Here is a 14,133-nt window from a genome sequence, read left to right as displayed (position 1 = left end):
ATCGCCACGGCGAACGCCGAGCGCACCCGCCTCCTCACCGGCCGCCCTCCCGGGGAGCCGGGCGGACCGGCCGCACCGAGCGGACCGCGCAGCCCGCGGCGAGCGCGGCCGCCAGCCAGGCGTCGCTCTCGGGGGCGGGGACCCGCACGGTGAACCGGCCCGGCGCCGCACCCTCGACACGGGCGGGCGGCAGCACCCGTTCCAGCAGCGGGCGGGGGTCTCCCGCACAGGCCATGTCCAGGCGCATCATCGCCCCGGGCGGCGGCGCGGTCGGCAACGGCACGGAGTCCGGGTCGGAGGCGGTCGCGATCCGGCCCTCGCGCAGCCGGTGCAGGCGGGCGCCGGGCAGACCGGCCGCGGTACCGGTGTGGTCGGTCAGCAGGGTCGGGGCGGCGCGGGCGGTGAGCAGCCGGGTCAGGGCGTCCGCGGCGTCGTCGTCGAGACCGTTCCAGGGTTCGTCGAGCACGAGCACGCCGGGCTCGCAGGCCAGCGCCTGCACCAGCCCGACCTTGCGGGCGTTGCCGGTGGACAGGTCGGCCATCGGCTCGTCGTCGTCGCCGTCGTACCCGAGCTCGGTCAGCAGCACCTCGGCGCGGTCGGCGGCGTCGTCGACGTCGACGCCGCGCACCCGGGCGATGTGGTCGAGCCAGCGTCGCGGGGTCAGCTTGCGGGCGGCCGGGAACCGGTCGGGCAGGTAGCCGACGACCTCGGGGACGTCCTCGACCTCGCCCGCGGTCGGGGCGAGTGCACCGGCGGCGATCCGCAGCAGCGTGGACTTGCCCGCCCCGTTGCCTCCCCGCACGACGGTCGGCACGGCAGGGTCGACGTCGAGGTCGGCACCGCGCAGGGCGACCGCCCCCGACGGGTGGGTGTGGTGGATCCCGACCAGGCGCACCCGACCACCTCCACCGCTCGTCGCCGCCCGTGCGTGACGATCAGGTTCGCACAGCGGCGCGGGCGCGAGGCCCGGCGGTGGCCCGGCGGTACGGCCCGTGGCGGGACCGGTACGCAGGGCTGTCGTGATCACCCGTCCGGCGCAGCCGGACGTCGGCTCGGCGCGTTCAGCCGGTCCCGGTCGACACCCCGGCGTCGCGGTGGCGGCGCTGCCGGAGCTTCCGCACGACCAGCCACACGATCGCCGCCGCGCCGAGCACGGCGACGACCTTGCTGATCGGCGACATGTAGACCTCGATGACCTCCCAGCGCTCGCCGAGCACGAACCCGAGGTAGACGAACAGCGCGTTCCACACACCACTGCCGAGCGCGGACAGCGCGGTGAACCGCAGCAGCGGCATCCGGGCGATCCCGGCCGGGATCGAGATCAGGCTGCGCACGATCGGGATGCAGCGCCCACCGAGGACGAACCAGTTCCCCCACCGCTCGAACAGCGCGAGCCCCTTCTCCAGGTCCTTCTGGCTGGAGACGACGAACCAGCGACGACCGCAGAGCCGGTGCACCCGCTCGTACCCGAGCCAGTGGCCCAGCGCGTAGAGGACCAGCGCCCCGGCGACGGCTCCCATCGTGGCCGCCGCCCAGACCGCGACCGGGTCCATCGCGCCGGTCGAGGCGCGGAAGCCACCCAGCGGGAGGATCACCTCCGACGGGATCGGTGGGACCACGTTCTCCAGGAAGATCAGCAACCCGATGCCGGCGGCACCGAGCCGGTCCACGATGTCGAACACCCACTGCGTCACGCACACCATGGTGCCCGAGGATCAGGTCATCCGGTTGGTCCGCTTCGACCGGTCAGGACAGGCGGAACTGGATCCGCTCGATCGACGAGCAGAGCGGGGCGAACAGCTCGCGGCGGATCCGGTTGTGCTCGTCGTCGGCGTCGTAGACGCGGTAGGACTCCTCGTCGGGCAGGTCGAGGGTGAGCACGAAATGCGCGTTGCCCTCGCGCAGCCCCAGGTCCGGGCCGGCCCTCAGGTCGAGGTCGAGGCCCTCGATGCGCAGGTCGCGCAGGGACTGGAGGCCCTTCTCGATCTCGGCCGGGTCCACGCCGTCCTTCAGCCGGCCGACCACCACGTTGCGGATCATGTCCCGGGCTCCTTCCGTCGTCGTCGGGTTCCGCCCCCGGAGATCGACCGTAGACTCGGCCGATGGCAGTGAACCCGTCCGGCGCGGACATGAAGGCCTTCCTCGCCGAGGACCCCGACCAGCCGATCGTGATGCTGAATCTGCTGCGCTTCGCCGAGGGCGGCGAGGCCCGCTACGACGACTACGTCACCCACTTCCGGGCCACCGCCGCCCGGTTCGGCGCCGAGGTCGTCTACTTCGGGCGCGGGCTGGCACCGGTCGTCGCCGAGCCGGGCCAGGAGTGGGACGCGGTGCTCCTGGTGTCCTACCCGAGCCGGCGGGCCTTCTCCGAGATGGTCCGCGACCCCGGCTACCAGGAGGGGACCCACATCCGGACCGAGGCGCTGGTCGAGGCGACGCTGCAGCCCACCGTGCCCCGCTGAGCGGGCCCGGAACGCACGGACCCCCGCCGGCAGAGACGCCGGCGGGGGGCCGTGACGGGCGGGATCAGGCGGCCGCGGTGGCCGACTCCCCCTTCGCCGCGCGGTCACGCAGCGACTGCGGGACCTCGAAGCGCTCGCCGTACTTCGCCTTCAGCTCGTCGGCGCGGGCCACGAAGCCGGCCGGGCCACCGGGGTAGCCCTCGATGTACTGCAGCACGCCGCCGGTCCAGGCCGGGAAGCCGATACCGAAGATCGAGCCGATGTTGGCGTCGGCGACGGTGGTCAGCACGCCCTCGTCGACGCACTTCACGGTCTCGATCGACTCGATGATGAGCATCCGCTCGGACAGCTCGTGCAGGTCGACGTCGTGGTTCGTCGCGCCGAAGTGCTCGCGCAGACCGGGCCAGAGCCCGGTGCGCTTGCCGTCGGCGTAGTCGTAGAACCCGGCGCCGGTGCTCTTGCCCTTGCGGTCGAACTCGTCGACCAGCCGGTCGATCACCGGGTCGGACGGGTGCGGGGTCCAGGTGCCGCCGGCGGCCTCGACGCCCTTCTTCGTCTCCTCGCGGATCTTGCGCGGCAGCGTGAGGGTCAGCTCGTCCATCAGCTGCAGCACCGGGGCCGGGTACCCGGCCTGCGACGACGCCTGCTCGATCGTCTGCGGGTCGATGCCCTCGGCGATCATCGCGACGCCCTCGTTGATGAAGGTGCCGATCACGCGGCTGGTGAAGAAGCCGCGGGAGTCGTTGACGACGATCGGGGTCTTCCTGATCCCCAGCGTCAGGTCGAACGCCTTGGCCAGGGCCTCGTCGTTCGTGCGCTCACCCTTGATGATCTCGACCAGCGGCATCTTGTCGACCGGCGAGAAGAAGTGCAGACCGATGAAGTCGTCCGGGCGGTCGACGCCCTTGGCCAGCTCGGTGATGGGCAGCGTCGAGGTGTTCGAGCACAGGAGCGCGTCGGAGTTGATGTACTTCGCGGCCTCGCGGAACACCTCCTGCTTCAGCTCGACGGACTCGAAGACGGCCTCGATGACGACGTCGCAGCCGGCGAGGTCGGCGTAGTCGTCGGTCGGCAGGATGCGGCCGAGCAGCGCGTCGCCCTTCTCCTGCGTGGTCTTCCCGCGCTTGACGCCCTTCTCGACGAGACCCTGCGAGTAGGCCTTGCCCTTCTCGGCGGCCTCCTTCGAGACGTCCTTGAGGACGACGTCCCAGCCGGCGAGGGAGCAGACGTAGGCGATGCCCGCGCCCATCATCCCGGCGCCGAGCACGGCGACCTTGGTCGGCTGCCACTTCGCGGGGCCGTCCGGGCGGGACTTGCCGCCGTTGATGGCGTTGAGGTCGAAGAAGAACGCCTTGGTCATGTTCTTCGAGACCTGGCCGGTCACGAGCTCCGCGAAGTAGCGGCCCTCGATCCTCTGCGCGGTCTCGAAGTCGACCTGGCTGCCCTCGACGGCAGCCGCGAGGATGTTACGCGGGGCCGGCATCGGCGCACCCTTGAGCTGCTTGCGCAGGTTCGCCGGGAACGCCGGGAGGATCGAGGCCAGCGAGGGGCTCGACGGCGTGCCACCCGGGATCCGGTACTTCGGCTGGTCCCAGGGCTGAGTGGTGTGCTCGGGGTTGGCGAGCACCCACGCGCGGGCCTTGTCGAAGGCCTCCTCGCGGGTGGCCACGAGCTCGTCGATCAGGCCCAGCTCCAGCGCCTTGGCCGGCTTGTGCCGCTGGCCCTGCGCGAGGACGTTCATGAAGCCGTTCGCGATGCCCAGCATGCGGGTGACGCGGGTGACGCCGCCGCCACCGGGCAGCAGGCCCAGGCTCACCTCGGGCAGGCCGTAGACGACACCCTTCGCGTCGACGCCGACCCGGTGGTGGGTCGCCAGCGCGATCTCCAGGCCACCGCCCAGGGCGGTGCCGACGAGCGCGGACGCGACCGGGCGGCCGAAGGTCTCCAGCTTGCGCAGCTGGGCCTTGACCTCGGTCACCAGCTCGAAGATCTTCTCGGCGTCGTCGGGACCGGCCGCGCTGAGCTGCTCGAGGTTCCCGCCGGCGAAGAAGGTCTTCTTGGCCGAGGTGACGACGACACCGACGATGTCGTCCTTGTGCTTCTCCAGGTCGTCGACGACCTCCCGCATGGCCTCGCGGTAGGCGTCGTTCATGGTGTTGGCGCTGCTGGCCGGGTCGTCGAGGGTGACGACGGCGATGCCGTCGCCGTCGGTCTCCCAGCGGACGGCCTTCTGCTCACTCACTGCTTGTTCAGTCCTTCCGGGATTCAGACGCGCTCGACGATGGTGGCGATGCCCATGCCGCCGCCCACGCACAGCGTGGCCAGGCCGCGGCGCAGGTCACGGCGCTCCAGCTCGTCGACGAGGGTGCCGAGGATCATCGCGCCGGTGGCCCCCAGCGGGTGGCCCATCGCGATGGCCCCACCGTTGACGTTGGTGATCTCGTGCGAGATGTCCATGTCGCGCATGAAGCGCAGGGCCACGGCCGCGAACGCCTCGTTGATCTCGAAGAGGTCGATGTCGCCGACCGACAGCCCCGCCTTGGCCAGCGCCTTGCGCGCGGCGGGCGCCGGACCGGTCAGCATGATCGTCGGGTCGGCGCCGGACAGCGCGGTGGCGACGATGCGCGCACGCGGGGTCAGGCCGTTGGCCTTCCCGGCGGCCTCGGTGCCGATGAGGGTGAGCGCCGCACCGTCGACGATGCCGGAGCTGTTGCCCGCGTGGTGGACGTGGTCGATCTTCTCGACCCAGTGGTACTTCTGCAGCGCCACGGCGTCGAACCCGCCGTCGCGGCCCATCATCTCGAACGACGGCTTGAGCCCGCCCAGCGCCTCCACGGTCGCGCCGGCGCGGATGTGCTCGTCGCGGTCGAGGATCGTCAGGCCGTTGCGGTCCTTCACCGGGATGATCGAGTTCGCGAAGCGACCGTCGGCCCACGCCTTCGCGGCCCGGGTCTGCGACTCCACGGCGAAGGTGTCGACGTCGGTGCGGCTGTAGCCCTCGAGCGTCGCGATGAGGTCGGCGCCGATGCCCTGCGGCACGAAGCCGGTCTCGTAGGCGGTGTCGGGGTCCATCGCCCAGGCGCCGCCGTCCGAGCCCATCGGGACGCGGCTCATGCCCTCGACGCCACCGGCGAGGACGAGCTCCTCCATGCCGGAGCGGACCTTCTGGGTCGCGGTGTTCACGGCCTCCAGGCCGGACGCGCAGAAGCGGTTGAGCTGCACACCGGCGACGGTGTCGGGCAGGCCCGCGGCGATGGCGGCGGTCTTGGCGATGTCGCCGCCCTGGTCACCGACGGGCGAGACGACGCCGAGGACCAGGTCGTCGATCGTGTTCGTGTCGAGCTGCGGGTTGCGCTCGCGGATCGCGTCGATCAGCCCGGTCACCAGGGAGATCGGCTTGACCTCGTGCAGCGAACCGGAGGCCTTGCCCCGTCCGCGCGGTGTACGGATCGCGTCGTAGATGTAGGCCTCGGGAATCTCGCTCATCCGAACCTCTCGTGGGGTGGTCGGCACGGGGGCGGTACAGGCGGCACTGCCCCTACTTACTGGTAGCTTTTGTTACAGCAGCACTGTCACATGGGTCAAGACGGACCGGGGTCCATGTGACACGGATGATGTCACACCAGCACTGTCATATCGAGCGGCCGACCCGTAACCTGCTCGCCATGTCCGCCGCCATCGACGGCTCCGCGATGAGCCCGACCCCCGACGACGGGGATCTCCTCACCGTCGACCAGCTCGCCGAGCGGACCGGGATGTCGGTGCGCACCATCCGCTTCTACGCGAGCAAGGGACTCATCCCCGCGCCCCGGCTGCGCGGCCGCACGGGTCTCTACGACGCCGCGCACCGCGCCCGGCTGGAGCTGATCGGCGAGCTCACCGGGCTGGGCTTCACCCTCGCCGCGATCGAACGGCAGCTGGAACGGGTACCGCTGGAGACCGCGCCGGAGGAGCTGGCCCTGCAGCGCGCGCTGCTCACGCCCTGGCTGCCCGAGGTCGACGAGGAGCTGGACCGGGCCGGGCTCGACCGGCGCGCGGGTCGCCGTCTGTCCGACGACGACGTCACCACCCTCGAACGGCTCGGCGCGCTGACCCGGCTGCCCGGCGACGGCCCGGCGACCGTCCGGCTGCACGGCGCGGTCGCGCTCGGCTCCGCGCTGGAGGCTCTGGACTCCGGCCTGCCCCCCGAGCTGTGGAAGCGTTCGCACGACCTCATCGAGCGGCACACCGCCGCGCTCGCCGAGGACCTGATGACGCTGTTCCAGGACGAGGTCCTGCAGCCCTACCGGGACCGCGGCCGCCCCGCCGACGAGCGGCGACGGCTCGCCGCCGCCTTCTCCCGGCTCAAACCGATCACCCTGCAGGGCGTCGTCGCAGCGTTCGGGCGGGCGGTCAACCGGGCCATCCGGGAGCGCGTCGACTCCTCCGGGGGCTCCGACCGGCACGAGGGGTGAGCCCGGCCGGGTGAGTCGTAACATCGGCCCATGGCGAGCTTCGAGTTCCCGGTCCGGGTGCGCTACCACGAGGTCGACGCCCAGGGGGTCGTCTTCAACGCCTGGTACCTGGCCTGGTTCGACGAGGCGATGACCGAGTTCCTCGAGTCCCGCGGCCTCACCTACCGGGCGATGCTCGACGCCGGTTACGACGTCCAGCTCGTCCACACCGAGCTCGACTGGCGGGCCGGGGTCGGGTGGGGCGAGGACGTCGTCGTCGCGGTGTCGACGGCGCGGATCGGCCGGACCAGCTTCGCGCTCGACTTCCAGGTCCGCGCCCTCGACGACGCGGGCGAGCGCATCGTCACCTGCGACTGCCGCACCGTCTACGTGGTCATCGCCGTCGACGGCAGCGGCAAGCAGGAGGTGCCGGCGCTGATCCTGAACGCGCTCGGCGACCCCGAGCCGCTGATGCCGCTGCGCCCCTGAGCACCCCCGGCCGAGGGTCTCCCCCGCCGGCTGCGGCGGTCAGGCGCCGCGGATCCGGCCGCGGACCTCGCCGAGGGCGACCCGGCCGCCGTCGCGGGCGGGCGCGGTCGCGGTCATCACGACCTCGTCGCCGTCCTCCAGCCAGGTGCGCGAGGCGCCACCGGCGAGCACGACCGGGTCGCGGCCGTTCCAGGACAGCTCCAGCATCGAGCCGAACCCGCTGCGCTCCGGGCCGGAGACGGTGCCCGAACCGAGCAGGTCGCCGGCGCGCAGCCCGGCGCCGCCCGAGGTGAGGTGGGCCACCATCTGCTCCGGGGACCAGTACAGGTCCCTCGCGGGCGGGGACGCGACCAGCTCGCCGTTGACGTGCACCGCGAGGTCGAGGTCCAGGCCCAGCGCGGGCTCACCCGGGGCGAGGTAGGGCAGCGGCGCGGGGTCGTGCGCGGGCAGCGGGACCCGGGCCGCGGACAGCTCGTCGAGCGGTGTCACCCAGGCCGAGATCGACGTCGCGAAGGACTTGCCCAGGTGCGGGCCGAGCGGGCGGGACTCGAAGAACTGGATGTCGCGGGCGGACCAGTCGTTGAGCAGCACGACGCCGAAGACGTGGTCGGCGGCGTCGTCGATTCCGACCGGCCCCGGGACCGGCCCGCCGAGGACGAGGCCGAGCTCGGCCTCGAAGTCGAGCTTGGCACAGGGACCGAAGTCCTCGGGCCCGCGCTGCCCCGCCGGGCGCGCGACCGGGGTGCCGGTGACCCGGACCGTGCCGGAACGGCCGTGGTACCCGACCGGCATCCGCCGCCAGTTCGGGGTGAGCGGGTCCTCGGCGTCCGGGCGGAAGATCAGTCCGGCGTTCCGTGCGTGCTGCTCGCAGGCGTAGAAGTCGACGTAGTCGGCGACGGCGAACGGCAGCACCGGGACCAGTCCCTCGTCGGGCAGGCGGTACGCGGCGGTCCGCTCGTGGTCCTCGCGCCAGCCGCGCAGCCACTGGACGACCTCGCGCCAGGCCGGGGCACCGGCGTCGAGCAGCCGGGTCAGGTCGGGCGCGGCCAGCAGGTCCGGGTACGGGCCGCGCTGTGCAGTGGCCAGCGAGCCGACGTCGAGCAGGCCACCGTCGGGCAGCGGACAGGCGATGCGCGAGCTCCCGGGGCGCCCCTTCCCGGCGACGGCGCCGAGCGCGAGGGCGGGGACGGTCGTCGGCGGCGGCGCAGTCGTCACGGTCCCCGACCGTAGGCGATCCGGCGACGGCGTGGGTGGGAACTCGCCACGGTTGTCACGCGTTCGACCGGTGTGCCCGTTCCGTCCGGATCGGACACGTACCGACACACCACCGGGAACTCACCCGGAACGCAGGAGGACACCCGCAGATGGGTCTGCTCGACAAGCTCAAGGAACGCCTCACCGGAGGCGCGCAGGCACAGCCGCAGCAGGGCTTCGGGGGCGCGCCCCACCAGGGCTCCGGCCGGGCGCAGCAGCAGGATCCCGACCAGCAGGCGATCGAGCGCTACCGCTACATGCTCCGCACCGCCCCGCCGGAGCAGGTGGAGCAGGCGCACGCGGAGGCCTTCGCGAAACTCACCCCCGAGCAGCGGCAGGCGGTGCTGAACGACGTCGGCGCACAGGTCCCCGAGGCCGAGCGGGCGCGGTCGGCCGACCCGCAGGAGCTGGCGCGGATGGCGACCCGCGCCGAGATGCGCAACCCCGGCACGATGGAGCGCTCGCTCGGCGGCGGCCGTGGTCCGGGCATGGGCGGGATGATCGCCGGGTCGCTGCTCGCCGGTGTCGCGGGCGCGTTCATCGGCACGGCGATCGCCGGCGCGATGTTCGACGACGCCGGTGATGGTGACGACGTGGCCGCGGCCGAGGAGCCCCCGGCCGAGGACCCCGGCTTCGACGACGGCGGCATGGACATGGGTGGTGACTTCGACTTCTGAGGTCGCCCGGCCCCGGCCCGCGTCCCGCGGGCCGGGGCCTTTTCGGTACAACACCTGTTGCAGGGCCGGATCCGACCTGGCACCGTCCGGTCACCCATGCCAGAGTCGCCATCCGAGCATCCGTCCCGAGCGGGCGGCATCGAGGACGAGTGGAGTACGAGCAATGGCACAGCAGGTACGTGGCGTCGTGGCCCGCGCCAAGGGTGAGCCGGTCACCGTCGAGACGATCAATGTCCCCGATCCCGGTCCCGGTGAGGCCGTGGTGAAGATCCAGGCCTGCGGGGTCTGCCACACCGACCTGCACTACAAGCTCGGTGGCATCAACGACGAGTTCCCGTTCCTGCTCGGCCACGAGGCCGCCGGGATCGTCGAGTCCGTCGGCGAGGGCGTCACCGACGTCGAGCCCGGCGACTACGTCGTCCTGAACTGGCGCGCCGTCTGCGGTAACTGCCGGGCCTGCAAGAAGGGCAAGCCCCAGTACTGCTTCGACACCCACAACGCCACGCAGAAGATGACCCTCGAGGACGGCACCGAGCTGTCCCCCGCGCTCGGGATCGGCGCGTTCGTCGAGAAGACCCTGGTCCACTCCGGACAGTGCACGAAGGTGAACCCCGAGGCGCCCGCCAAGGTCGCGGGCCTGCTCGGCTGCGGTGTCATGGCCGGGCTGGGTGCCGCGGTCAACACCGGGCAGGTCGGACGCGGCGACTCCATCGCCGTCATCGGCTGCGGCGGCGTCGGTGACGCCGCCATCGCCGGGGCGAAGCTCGCCGGTGCGACGACGATCATCGCCGTCGACACCGACCCGCGGAAGCTGAAGTGGGCCGAGGAGTTCGGCGCGACCCACACCGTCAACGCCAAGGAGACCGACCCGGTCGAGTTCATCCAGAGCGTGACCGACGGCAACGGCGCCGACGTCGTCATCGAGGCCGTCGGGCGCCCCGAGACCTACAAGCAGGCCTTCTACGCCCGCGACCTCGCCGGCACCGTGGTCCTGGTCGGCGTCCCCACCCCCGACCTCAACGCCCCCGAGATCCCGCTCATCGACTACTTCGGCCGCGGCGGCGCCCTCAAGTCCTCCTGGTACGGCGACTGCCTGCCCAGCCGCGACTTCCCGACCTACGTCGACCTGTTCCTGCAGGGACGCTTCCCGCTCGACAAGTTCGTCACCGAGGAGATCGGGATCGACGACATCGAGTCCGCCTTCGACAAGATGCACGCCGGTGAGGTCCTCCGCTCGGTGGTGGTCCTCTGATGGCCCCGATCGACCACGTCGTCACCTCCGGCACCTTCAACCTCGACGGCGGCTCCTTCGACGTCGACAACAACGTGTGGATCGTCGGCGACGACCGTGAGGTGTTCGTCATCGACGCCGCCCACGACGCCGACGCCATCGCCGCCGCCGTCGGCGACCGGCGCGTCAAGGCCGTCGTGTGCACCCACGCCCACGACGACCACGTCAACCAGGCCCCCGCCCTCGCCGACCGCTTCTCCGCGCCGATCCTGCTCAACCCCGCCGAGATGGTCCTCTGGGACATGACCTGGCCCGACCGCAAGCCCGACCGCGAACTCGCCGACGGGCAGGTCCTGACCGCCGGCGGGATCGACCTGACCGTGCTGCAGACCCCCGGCCACTCACCGGGCTCGTCCTGCCTCTACGCCCCCGAACTCGGCATCGTGTTCACCGGCGACACCCTGTTCCAGGGCGGACCCGGCGCCACCGGACGGTCCTACTCCAGCTTCGACACGATCATCGAGTCGATCCGGACCACCCTGCTGCCCCTGCCCGCCGACACCCGGGTCCGCACCGGACACGGCGACTCCACCCGCATCGGTGACGAAGCACCCCACCTGGAGGAATGGATCCGCAACGGATCTTGACCCCGTCACCGTCCACGCCGCGCCCGGCCCCTCACCCCCGAGGGACCGGGCGCGGCGCGACGGCGTGTCTGACACGGTGGGGCGTGCCCCGCTCGCTGTCGTCGCTCCCGTTCCGCCTGCTCCTCGCCGCGACCGCGCTGGCGTTCGGCGGGTACGCCCTGCTCCTGCCGGTCGTGCCGCTGTGGGTGTCCCGGGGCGGCTCCGGTGAGTTCGGCGCGGGGCTGAGCACCGGCGTGCTGATGGCGGCCACCGTGGCCACCCAGCTCCTGGTGCCCGCGATGCTGCGCCGGGTCGGCCACCGTCCGGTGCTGGTCGTGGGGTCGCTGCTGCTCGGCCTCCCGACGCCGTTGCTCGCGCTGACCGCCGACCTCGGGCCCGTGCTGGCGGTCTCCACGGTCCGCGGGATCGGGTTCGGGCTGGCGACGGTCGCCGGGAGCGCGCTCGTCGCGGAGCTGGTCGAGCCCTCCGCACACGGTCGCGCGTCGGCGCGCTACGGCTACGCCGTCGGCCTGCCCCAGCTGTTGTTCCTGCCGGCAGGTGTCGCGGTCGTCGACGCGCTGGGGTTCACCGGGGTGTTCCTGCTGGCGGGGATCACCCCGGTCGCCGGAGCCCTGGTGGTGGCGTTCGTGCGGGGCCCCCGGCGGGCCCCGGCACCCCGCCGCGACGATGTCGTCCCACACCCCCGCGAGACCCGCAGGCGGCTCCCCGCCGCGCCGGTCCTGGCCATGCTGGGCTGCTCCACCGCGCAGGGCGGCGTGATCACCTTCGCCCCGCTCGTCGCCCCCGGGGCGACGGTCGCGGTGCCTGCCGCGCTGTTCGCCACCGCACTCGGCGCGCTGCTCGGCCGCGGCGTCGCGGGCACCCTCACCGACCGCAGCGGACGTCCCGGGACACTGCTCCCGGTCGGGACGGCGTGCGCCACGGTCGGGCTGCTCGGGGTGCTCGCCGCGCCGTACGCGTCGGTCCTGCTGGTGGTGGGGGCGGCCGTCGTCGGCGCCGGGTTCGGGCTGGTGCAGAACGACGCGATGGTCGCCCTGTTCGCCGCCGCCGGGCCGCTGCACTACGGCGCGGCCAGCGCCGCCTGGAACATCGCCTACGACGCCGGGACGGGCCTGGGGGCGACCGGGCTCGGCGCGATCGCCGAGCCTTTCGGGTTCGCCGCCGCCTTCGGCACGACGGCCGCGGTGCTGCTCCTGCTCACCCCGGCCGTCCGGCGTCGTCGTGCCTGACCACCGCGACGGCAACCCCGGAGCGGCGGTCGGGCAGGAGCGTCGCGTGGCAGGGCGGGGCCCCGGGGTCGGGGCGCCCCTCCCCGACGGCGGCGGCTCAGGTCTTCGGAATCGCCCGCTGCAGCTGGGGGACGACCGCGTCGAGCACGGACGGAAGGCTGAGCACGGTCTGCCAGGCGAAGGCCAGCTCGGTGGCCCCCTCCAGGAACACGGTGCGCCCGTCGCGCATCGCGGGCAACCGCGACAGCAGCGGGTCCCCGACGACCGTCGCCTTCCCGCCGGGGGTGAACGACAGCTGATCCCAGACGATGAGGTCGTGGTCGAGCTCGCTCGCCTGCTCGAAGCTGAACTCGGTGTAGAACTTGCCTGCGGCCAGCTGGTCGATCCGGGGCGGCACCGTGAACCCCAGCTGGGTGAAGAACCGTGAGCGGGGGTCCTGCGAGGAGAACACGCTGATCTTGTCCGCGCTGCGGCTCGCGACGACGACCGAGCGCCCCTTCCACTGCGGGTCGGCGTCGCGGGCGGCGACGAACCTGGCCTCCAGATCGGTGACCAGCTTCTCGGCCTCGGCCTCCTTGCCCAGCGCCCGTCCGGTCTCGCGGGTGTACTCCTGCCACGGTGCGCCGTAGTCGTCGAACCCCCGGGGCGGTCCGACGGTCGGCGCGACGGCGCTCACCACCGGATAGCTCTGGGCGTCGAGGTCGGAGTAGAGGCCGATCACCAGGTCGGGGCGCTGTGCTGCGATCTTCTCCGGCTCGACGGAGGACATGTTCAGCACCGCCGGTGCCGCGCCCACTGCCTGCGCGGCCGCCTGGGCCCACGGCTGCACGACGACCTCCTCGTCGCCGTACCAGTAGCGGGCCGCCACCGGCGCCACCCCGAGCGCGAGGATCGCGTCGTGGTCGGTGTAGCCCACGGACACCACCCGCTGCGGGGCCTGCGGGATCGTCGCCGCACCGAGCTTGCCCTCGATCGTCACCGGGAACCCGGCACTCCCCGTCGCGGCACCGGTGCCGGTCTCCGACCTGCCGCCCCCGCCACACCCGGCCAGTACGGCGCCACCGGCCGCAGCCAGCGTCGTGAGAAGCATCTGCCGTCGGGTGAGTCCCATGTCCGTTCCCCTTCGCTCGTCCGGCGGAAGGATAGGACACGTTATGAGGGTTGCCTCTCCTGCATTCAGGTGGGGCTCAACACTCCTCGGCGGCGGGGACGGACGGTGGCGCAGGCCAGGTCGAACCCGTGGACCCGTGCCGCGGTGCCGCCGAGCAGGGCGGCGCGGACGTCGTCGTCGAGCTCGGGGAACCGTCCGCGCAGCTCGTCGGGGTAGCGGAAGGTCATGAGGTCGCGGATCAGGCGCGCCGGGCGCACCAGCGGGTAGCCGCTGCCGAACATCAGCCGGTCCGGGCCGTAGGCGGCCAGCAGCTCGCCGAGCGCCTCGGCGGCGGGCACCCGGTGCCGGCGCAACGCGATCAGCAGGTCGGTGAGCAGCACGTAGACGTTGGGCAGGCGGGCCAACCGGACCAGCGACGCGGTCGGGGCGCAGGCGGCGCCGACCACGAACCGGATCTTGGGCAGGGCCGTGGCCAGCGCGGCGACGTCGGTGACGTCGACGGCACCGGCCGGCAGCGGCCCGGCGCTGCGCACCCGGACCGGGAGTGCGGACCCGGCGCGGACCGGCTCGGCCCACTCCGGCCACCGGGGCCGCGGAACG

General features: G+C 72.7%; 15 protein-coding genes. 7 read left to right on the top strand and 8 right to left on the bottom strand.

Translation table 11 applies throughout. The annotated features are described in order from the left end of the window. Positions 1–34: 34 nt before the first annotated feature. From GTW08_RS26975 to GTW08_RS26965, 3 genes are all read right to left on the bottom strand, one after another. Positions 35–895 carry an ATP-binding cassette domain-containing protein gene (locus tag GTW08_RS26975; RefSeq protein ID WP_073577840.1) on the bottom strand — a complete coding sequence of 287 codons (861 nt, stop codon included), beginning with the start codon at positions 893–895 and terminating at the stop codon, positions 35–37. A gap of 166 nt (positions 896–1,061) precedes the next feature. Continuing rightward, positions 1,062–1,694, bottom strand: a complete 633-nt coding sequence (locus GTW08_RS26970) for a DedA family protein (protein WP_253068314.1) — start codon at positions 1,692–1,694, stop codon at positions 1,062–1,064. Positions 1,695–1,746: 52 nt separating this feature from the next. Beyond that, positions 1,747–2,040: a Dabb family protein gene (locus GTW08_RS26965; protein ID WP_073577842.1), complete on the bottom strand. Its 294-nt coding sequence runs from the start codon at positions 2,038–2,040 to the stop codon at positions 1,747–1,749. Positions 2,041–2,102: 62 nt separating this feature from the next. Between GTW08_RS26965 and GTW08_RS26960 the strand changes: the two genes are divergently transcribed. After that, positions 2,103–2,462 (top strand): DUF1330 domain-containing protein, encoded by a 360-nt coding sequence (locus GTW08_RS26960; RefSeq protein ID WP_073577843.1) that lies wholly within the window; start codon positions 2,103–2,105, stop codon positions 2,460–2,462. A 64-nt stretch (positions 2,463–2,526) separates the two neighbouring features. Here GTW08_RS26960 and GTW08_RS26955 read toward each other — a convergent pair whose 3' ends face one another. Both GTW08_RS26955 and GTW08_RS26950 read right to left on the bottom strand, forming a co-directional pair. Beyond that, entirely contained in the window at positions 2,527–4,704 is a 2,178-nt protein-coding gene (locus tag GTW08_RS26955) for a 3-hydroxyacyl-CoA dehydrogenase NAD-binding domain-containing protein (RefSeq protein ID WP_073577844.1), read from the bottom strand. Between the two features lie 23 nt (positions 4,705–4,727). Continuing rightward, positions 4,728–5,948 (bottom strand): acetyl-CoA C-acetyltransferase, encoded by a 1,221-nt coding sequence (locus GTW08_RS26950; RefSeq protein WP_202417748.1) that lies wholly within the window; start codon positions 5,946–5,948, stop codon positions 4,728–4,730. A 179-nt stretch (positions 5,949–6,127) separates the two neighbouring features. Here GTW08_RS26950 and GTW08_RS26945 point away from each other — a divergent pair, with 179 nt between their 5' ends. Together GTW08_RS26945 and GTW08_RS26940 are read left to right on the top strand one after the other, a co-directional pair. Then, positions 6,128–6,916: a MerR family transcriptional regulator gene (locus tag GTW08_RS26945; protein ID WP_237454223.1), complete on the top strand. Its 789-nt coding sequence runs from the start codon at positions 6,128–6,130 to the stop codon at positions 6,914–6,916. A 30-nt stretch (positions 6,917–6,946) separates the two neighbouring features. Further along, positions 6,947–7,384, top strand: coding sequence for an acyl-CoA thioesterase (locus tag GTW08_RS26940; RefSeq protein ID WP_073577845.1), 438 nt, complete (start codon positions 6,947–6,949; stop codon positions 7,382–7,384). A gap of 39 nt (positions 7,385–7,423) precedes the next feature. Here the strand turns inward: GTW08_RS26940 and GTW08_RS26935 are convergent, their stop codons facing one another. Next, on the bottom strand, positions 7,424–8,599 hold the full coding sequence (locus GTW08_RS26935) for a fumarylacetoacetate hydrolase family protein (RefSeq protein ID WP_161152702.1): 1,176 nt from the start codon (positions 8,597–8,599) through the stop codon (positions 7,424–7,426). 149 nt (positions 8,600–8,748) lie between these two features. Here GTW08_RS26935 and GTW08_RS26930 point away from each other — a divergent pair, with 149 nt between their 5' ends. The 4 genes from GTW08_RS26930 to GTW08_RS26915 all read left to right on the top strand — a co-directional run bounded on the left by GTW08_RS26930 (position 8,749) and on the right by GTW08_RS26915 (position 12,422). Continuing rightward, positions 8,749–9,315 (top strand): hypothetical protein, encoded by a 567-nt coding sequence (locus tag GTW08_RS26930; protein WP_073577847.1) that lies wholly within the window; start codon positions 8,749–8,751, stop codon positions 9,313–9,315. A gap of 163 nt (positions 9,316–9,478) precedes the next feature. Further along, positions 9,479–10,567 carry an S-(hydroxymethyl)mycothiol dehydrogenase gene (locus GTW08_RS26925; protein ID WP_073577848.1) on the top strand — a complete coding sequence of 363 codons (1,089 nt, stop codon included), beginning with the start codon at positions 9,479–9,481 and terminating at the stop codon, positions 10,565–10,567. Then, a complete protein-coding gene (locus GTW08_RS26920; protein WP_174565916.1) occupies positions 10,567–11,193 on the top strand; it encodes an MBL fold metallo-hydrolase in 627 nt (208 codons plus the stop codon). Before GTW08_RS26925 ends, GTW08_RS26920 begins: the two co-directional genes overlap by 1 nt. An 83-nt stretch (positions 11,194–11,276) precedes the next feature. Further along, on the top strand, positions 11,277–12,422 hold the full coding sequence (locus tag GTW08_RS26915; RefSeq protein WP_073577850.1) for an MFS transporter: 1,146 nt from the start codon (positions 11,277–11,279) through the stop codon (positions 12,420–12,422). Positions 12,423–12,519: 97 nt separating this feature from the next. Here the strand turns inward: GTW08_RS26915 and GTW08_RS26910 are convergent, their stop codons facing one another. Further along, positions 12,520–13,533: an ABC transporter substrate-binding protein gene (locus GTW08_RS26910; RefSeq protein WP_073577851.1), complete on the bottom strand. Its 1,014-nt coding sequence runs from the start codon at positions 13,531–13,533 to the stop codon at positions 12,520–12,522. Between the two features lie 65 nt (positions 13,534–13,598). Next, positions 13,599–14,133: amidohydrolase family protein (locus GTW08_RS26905; RefSeq protein WP_202417746.1), on the bottom strand; the 535-nt coding region annotated here is incomplete at its 5' end.

The organism is Pseudonocardia sp. SID8383, assembly GCF_009864975.1.
In the GTDB taxonomy this organism is placed as follows: Bacteria; Actinomycetota; Actinomycetes; order Mycobacteriales; family Pseudonocardiaceae; genus Pseudonocardia; species Pseudonocardia alni.
This window is presented reverse-complemented; position numbering and strand designations above follow the sequence as displayed.

What these genes read in the sequence shown, in the direction of transcription:
- GTW08_RS26960 (WP_073577843.1), top strand. Translation starts at nt 2,103, where the DNA reads ATGGCAGTGAACCCGTCCGGCGCGGACATGAAGGCCTTCCTCGCCGAG.
- GTW08_RS26950 (WP_202417748.1), bottom strand. Translation starts at nt 5,948, where the DNA reads ATGAGCGAGATTCCCGAGGCCTACATCTACGACGCGATCCGTACACCG.
- GTW08_RS26925 (WP_073577848.1), top strand. Translation starts at nt 9,479, where the DNA reads ATGGCACAGCAGGTACGTGGCGTCGTGGCCCGCGCCAAGGGTGAGCCG.
- GTW08_RS26920 (WP_174565916.1), top strand. Translation starts at nt 10,567, where the DNA reads ATGGCCCCGATCGACCACGTCGTCACCTCCGGCACCTTCAACCTCGAC.
- GTW08_RS26945 (WP_237454223.1), top strand. Translation starts at nt 6,128, where the DNA reads ATGTCCGCCGCCATCGACGGCTCCGCGATGAGCCCGACCCCCGACGAC.
- GTW08_RS26940 (WP_073577845.1), top strand. Translation starts at nt 6,947, where the DNA reads ATGGCGAGCTTCGAGTTCCCGGTCCGGGTGCGCTACCACGAGGTCGAC.
- GTW08_RS26930 (WP_073577847.1), top strand. Translation starts at nt 8,749, where the DNA reads ATGGGTCTGCTCGACAAGCTCAAGGAACGCCTCACCGGAGGCGCGCAG.
- GTW08_RS26910 (WP_073577851.1), bottom strand. Translation starts at nt 13,533, where the DNA reads ATGGGACTCACCCGACGGCAGATGCTTCTCACGACGCTGGCTGCGGCC.
- GTW08_RS26965 (WP_073577842.1), bottom strand. Translation starts at nt 2,040, where the DNA reads ATGATCCGCAACGTGGTGGTCGGCCGGCTGAAGGACGGCGTGGACCCG.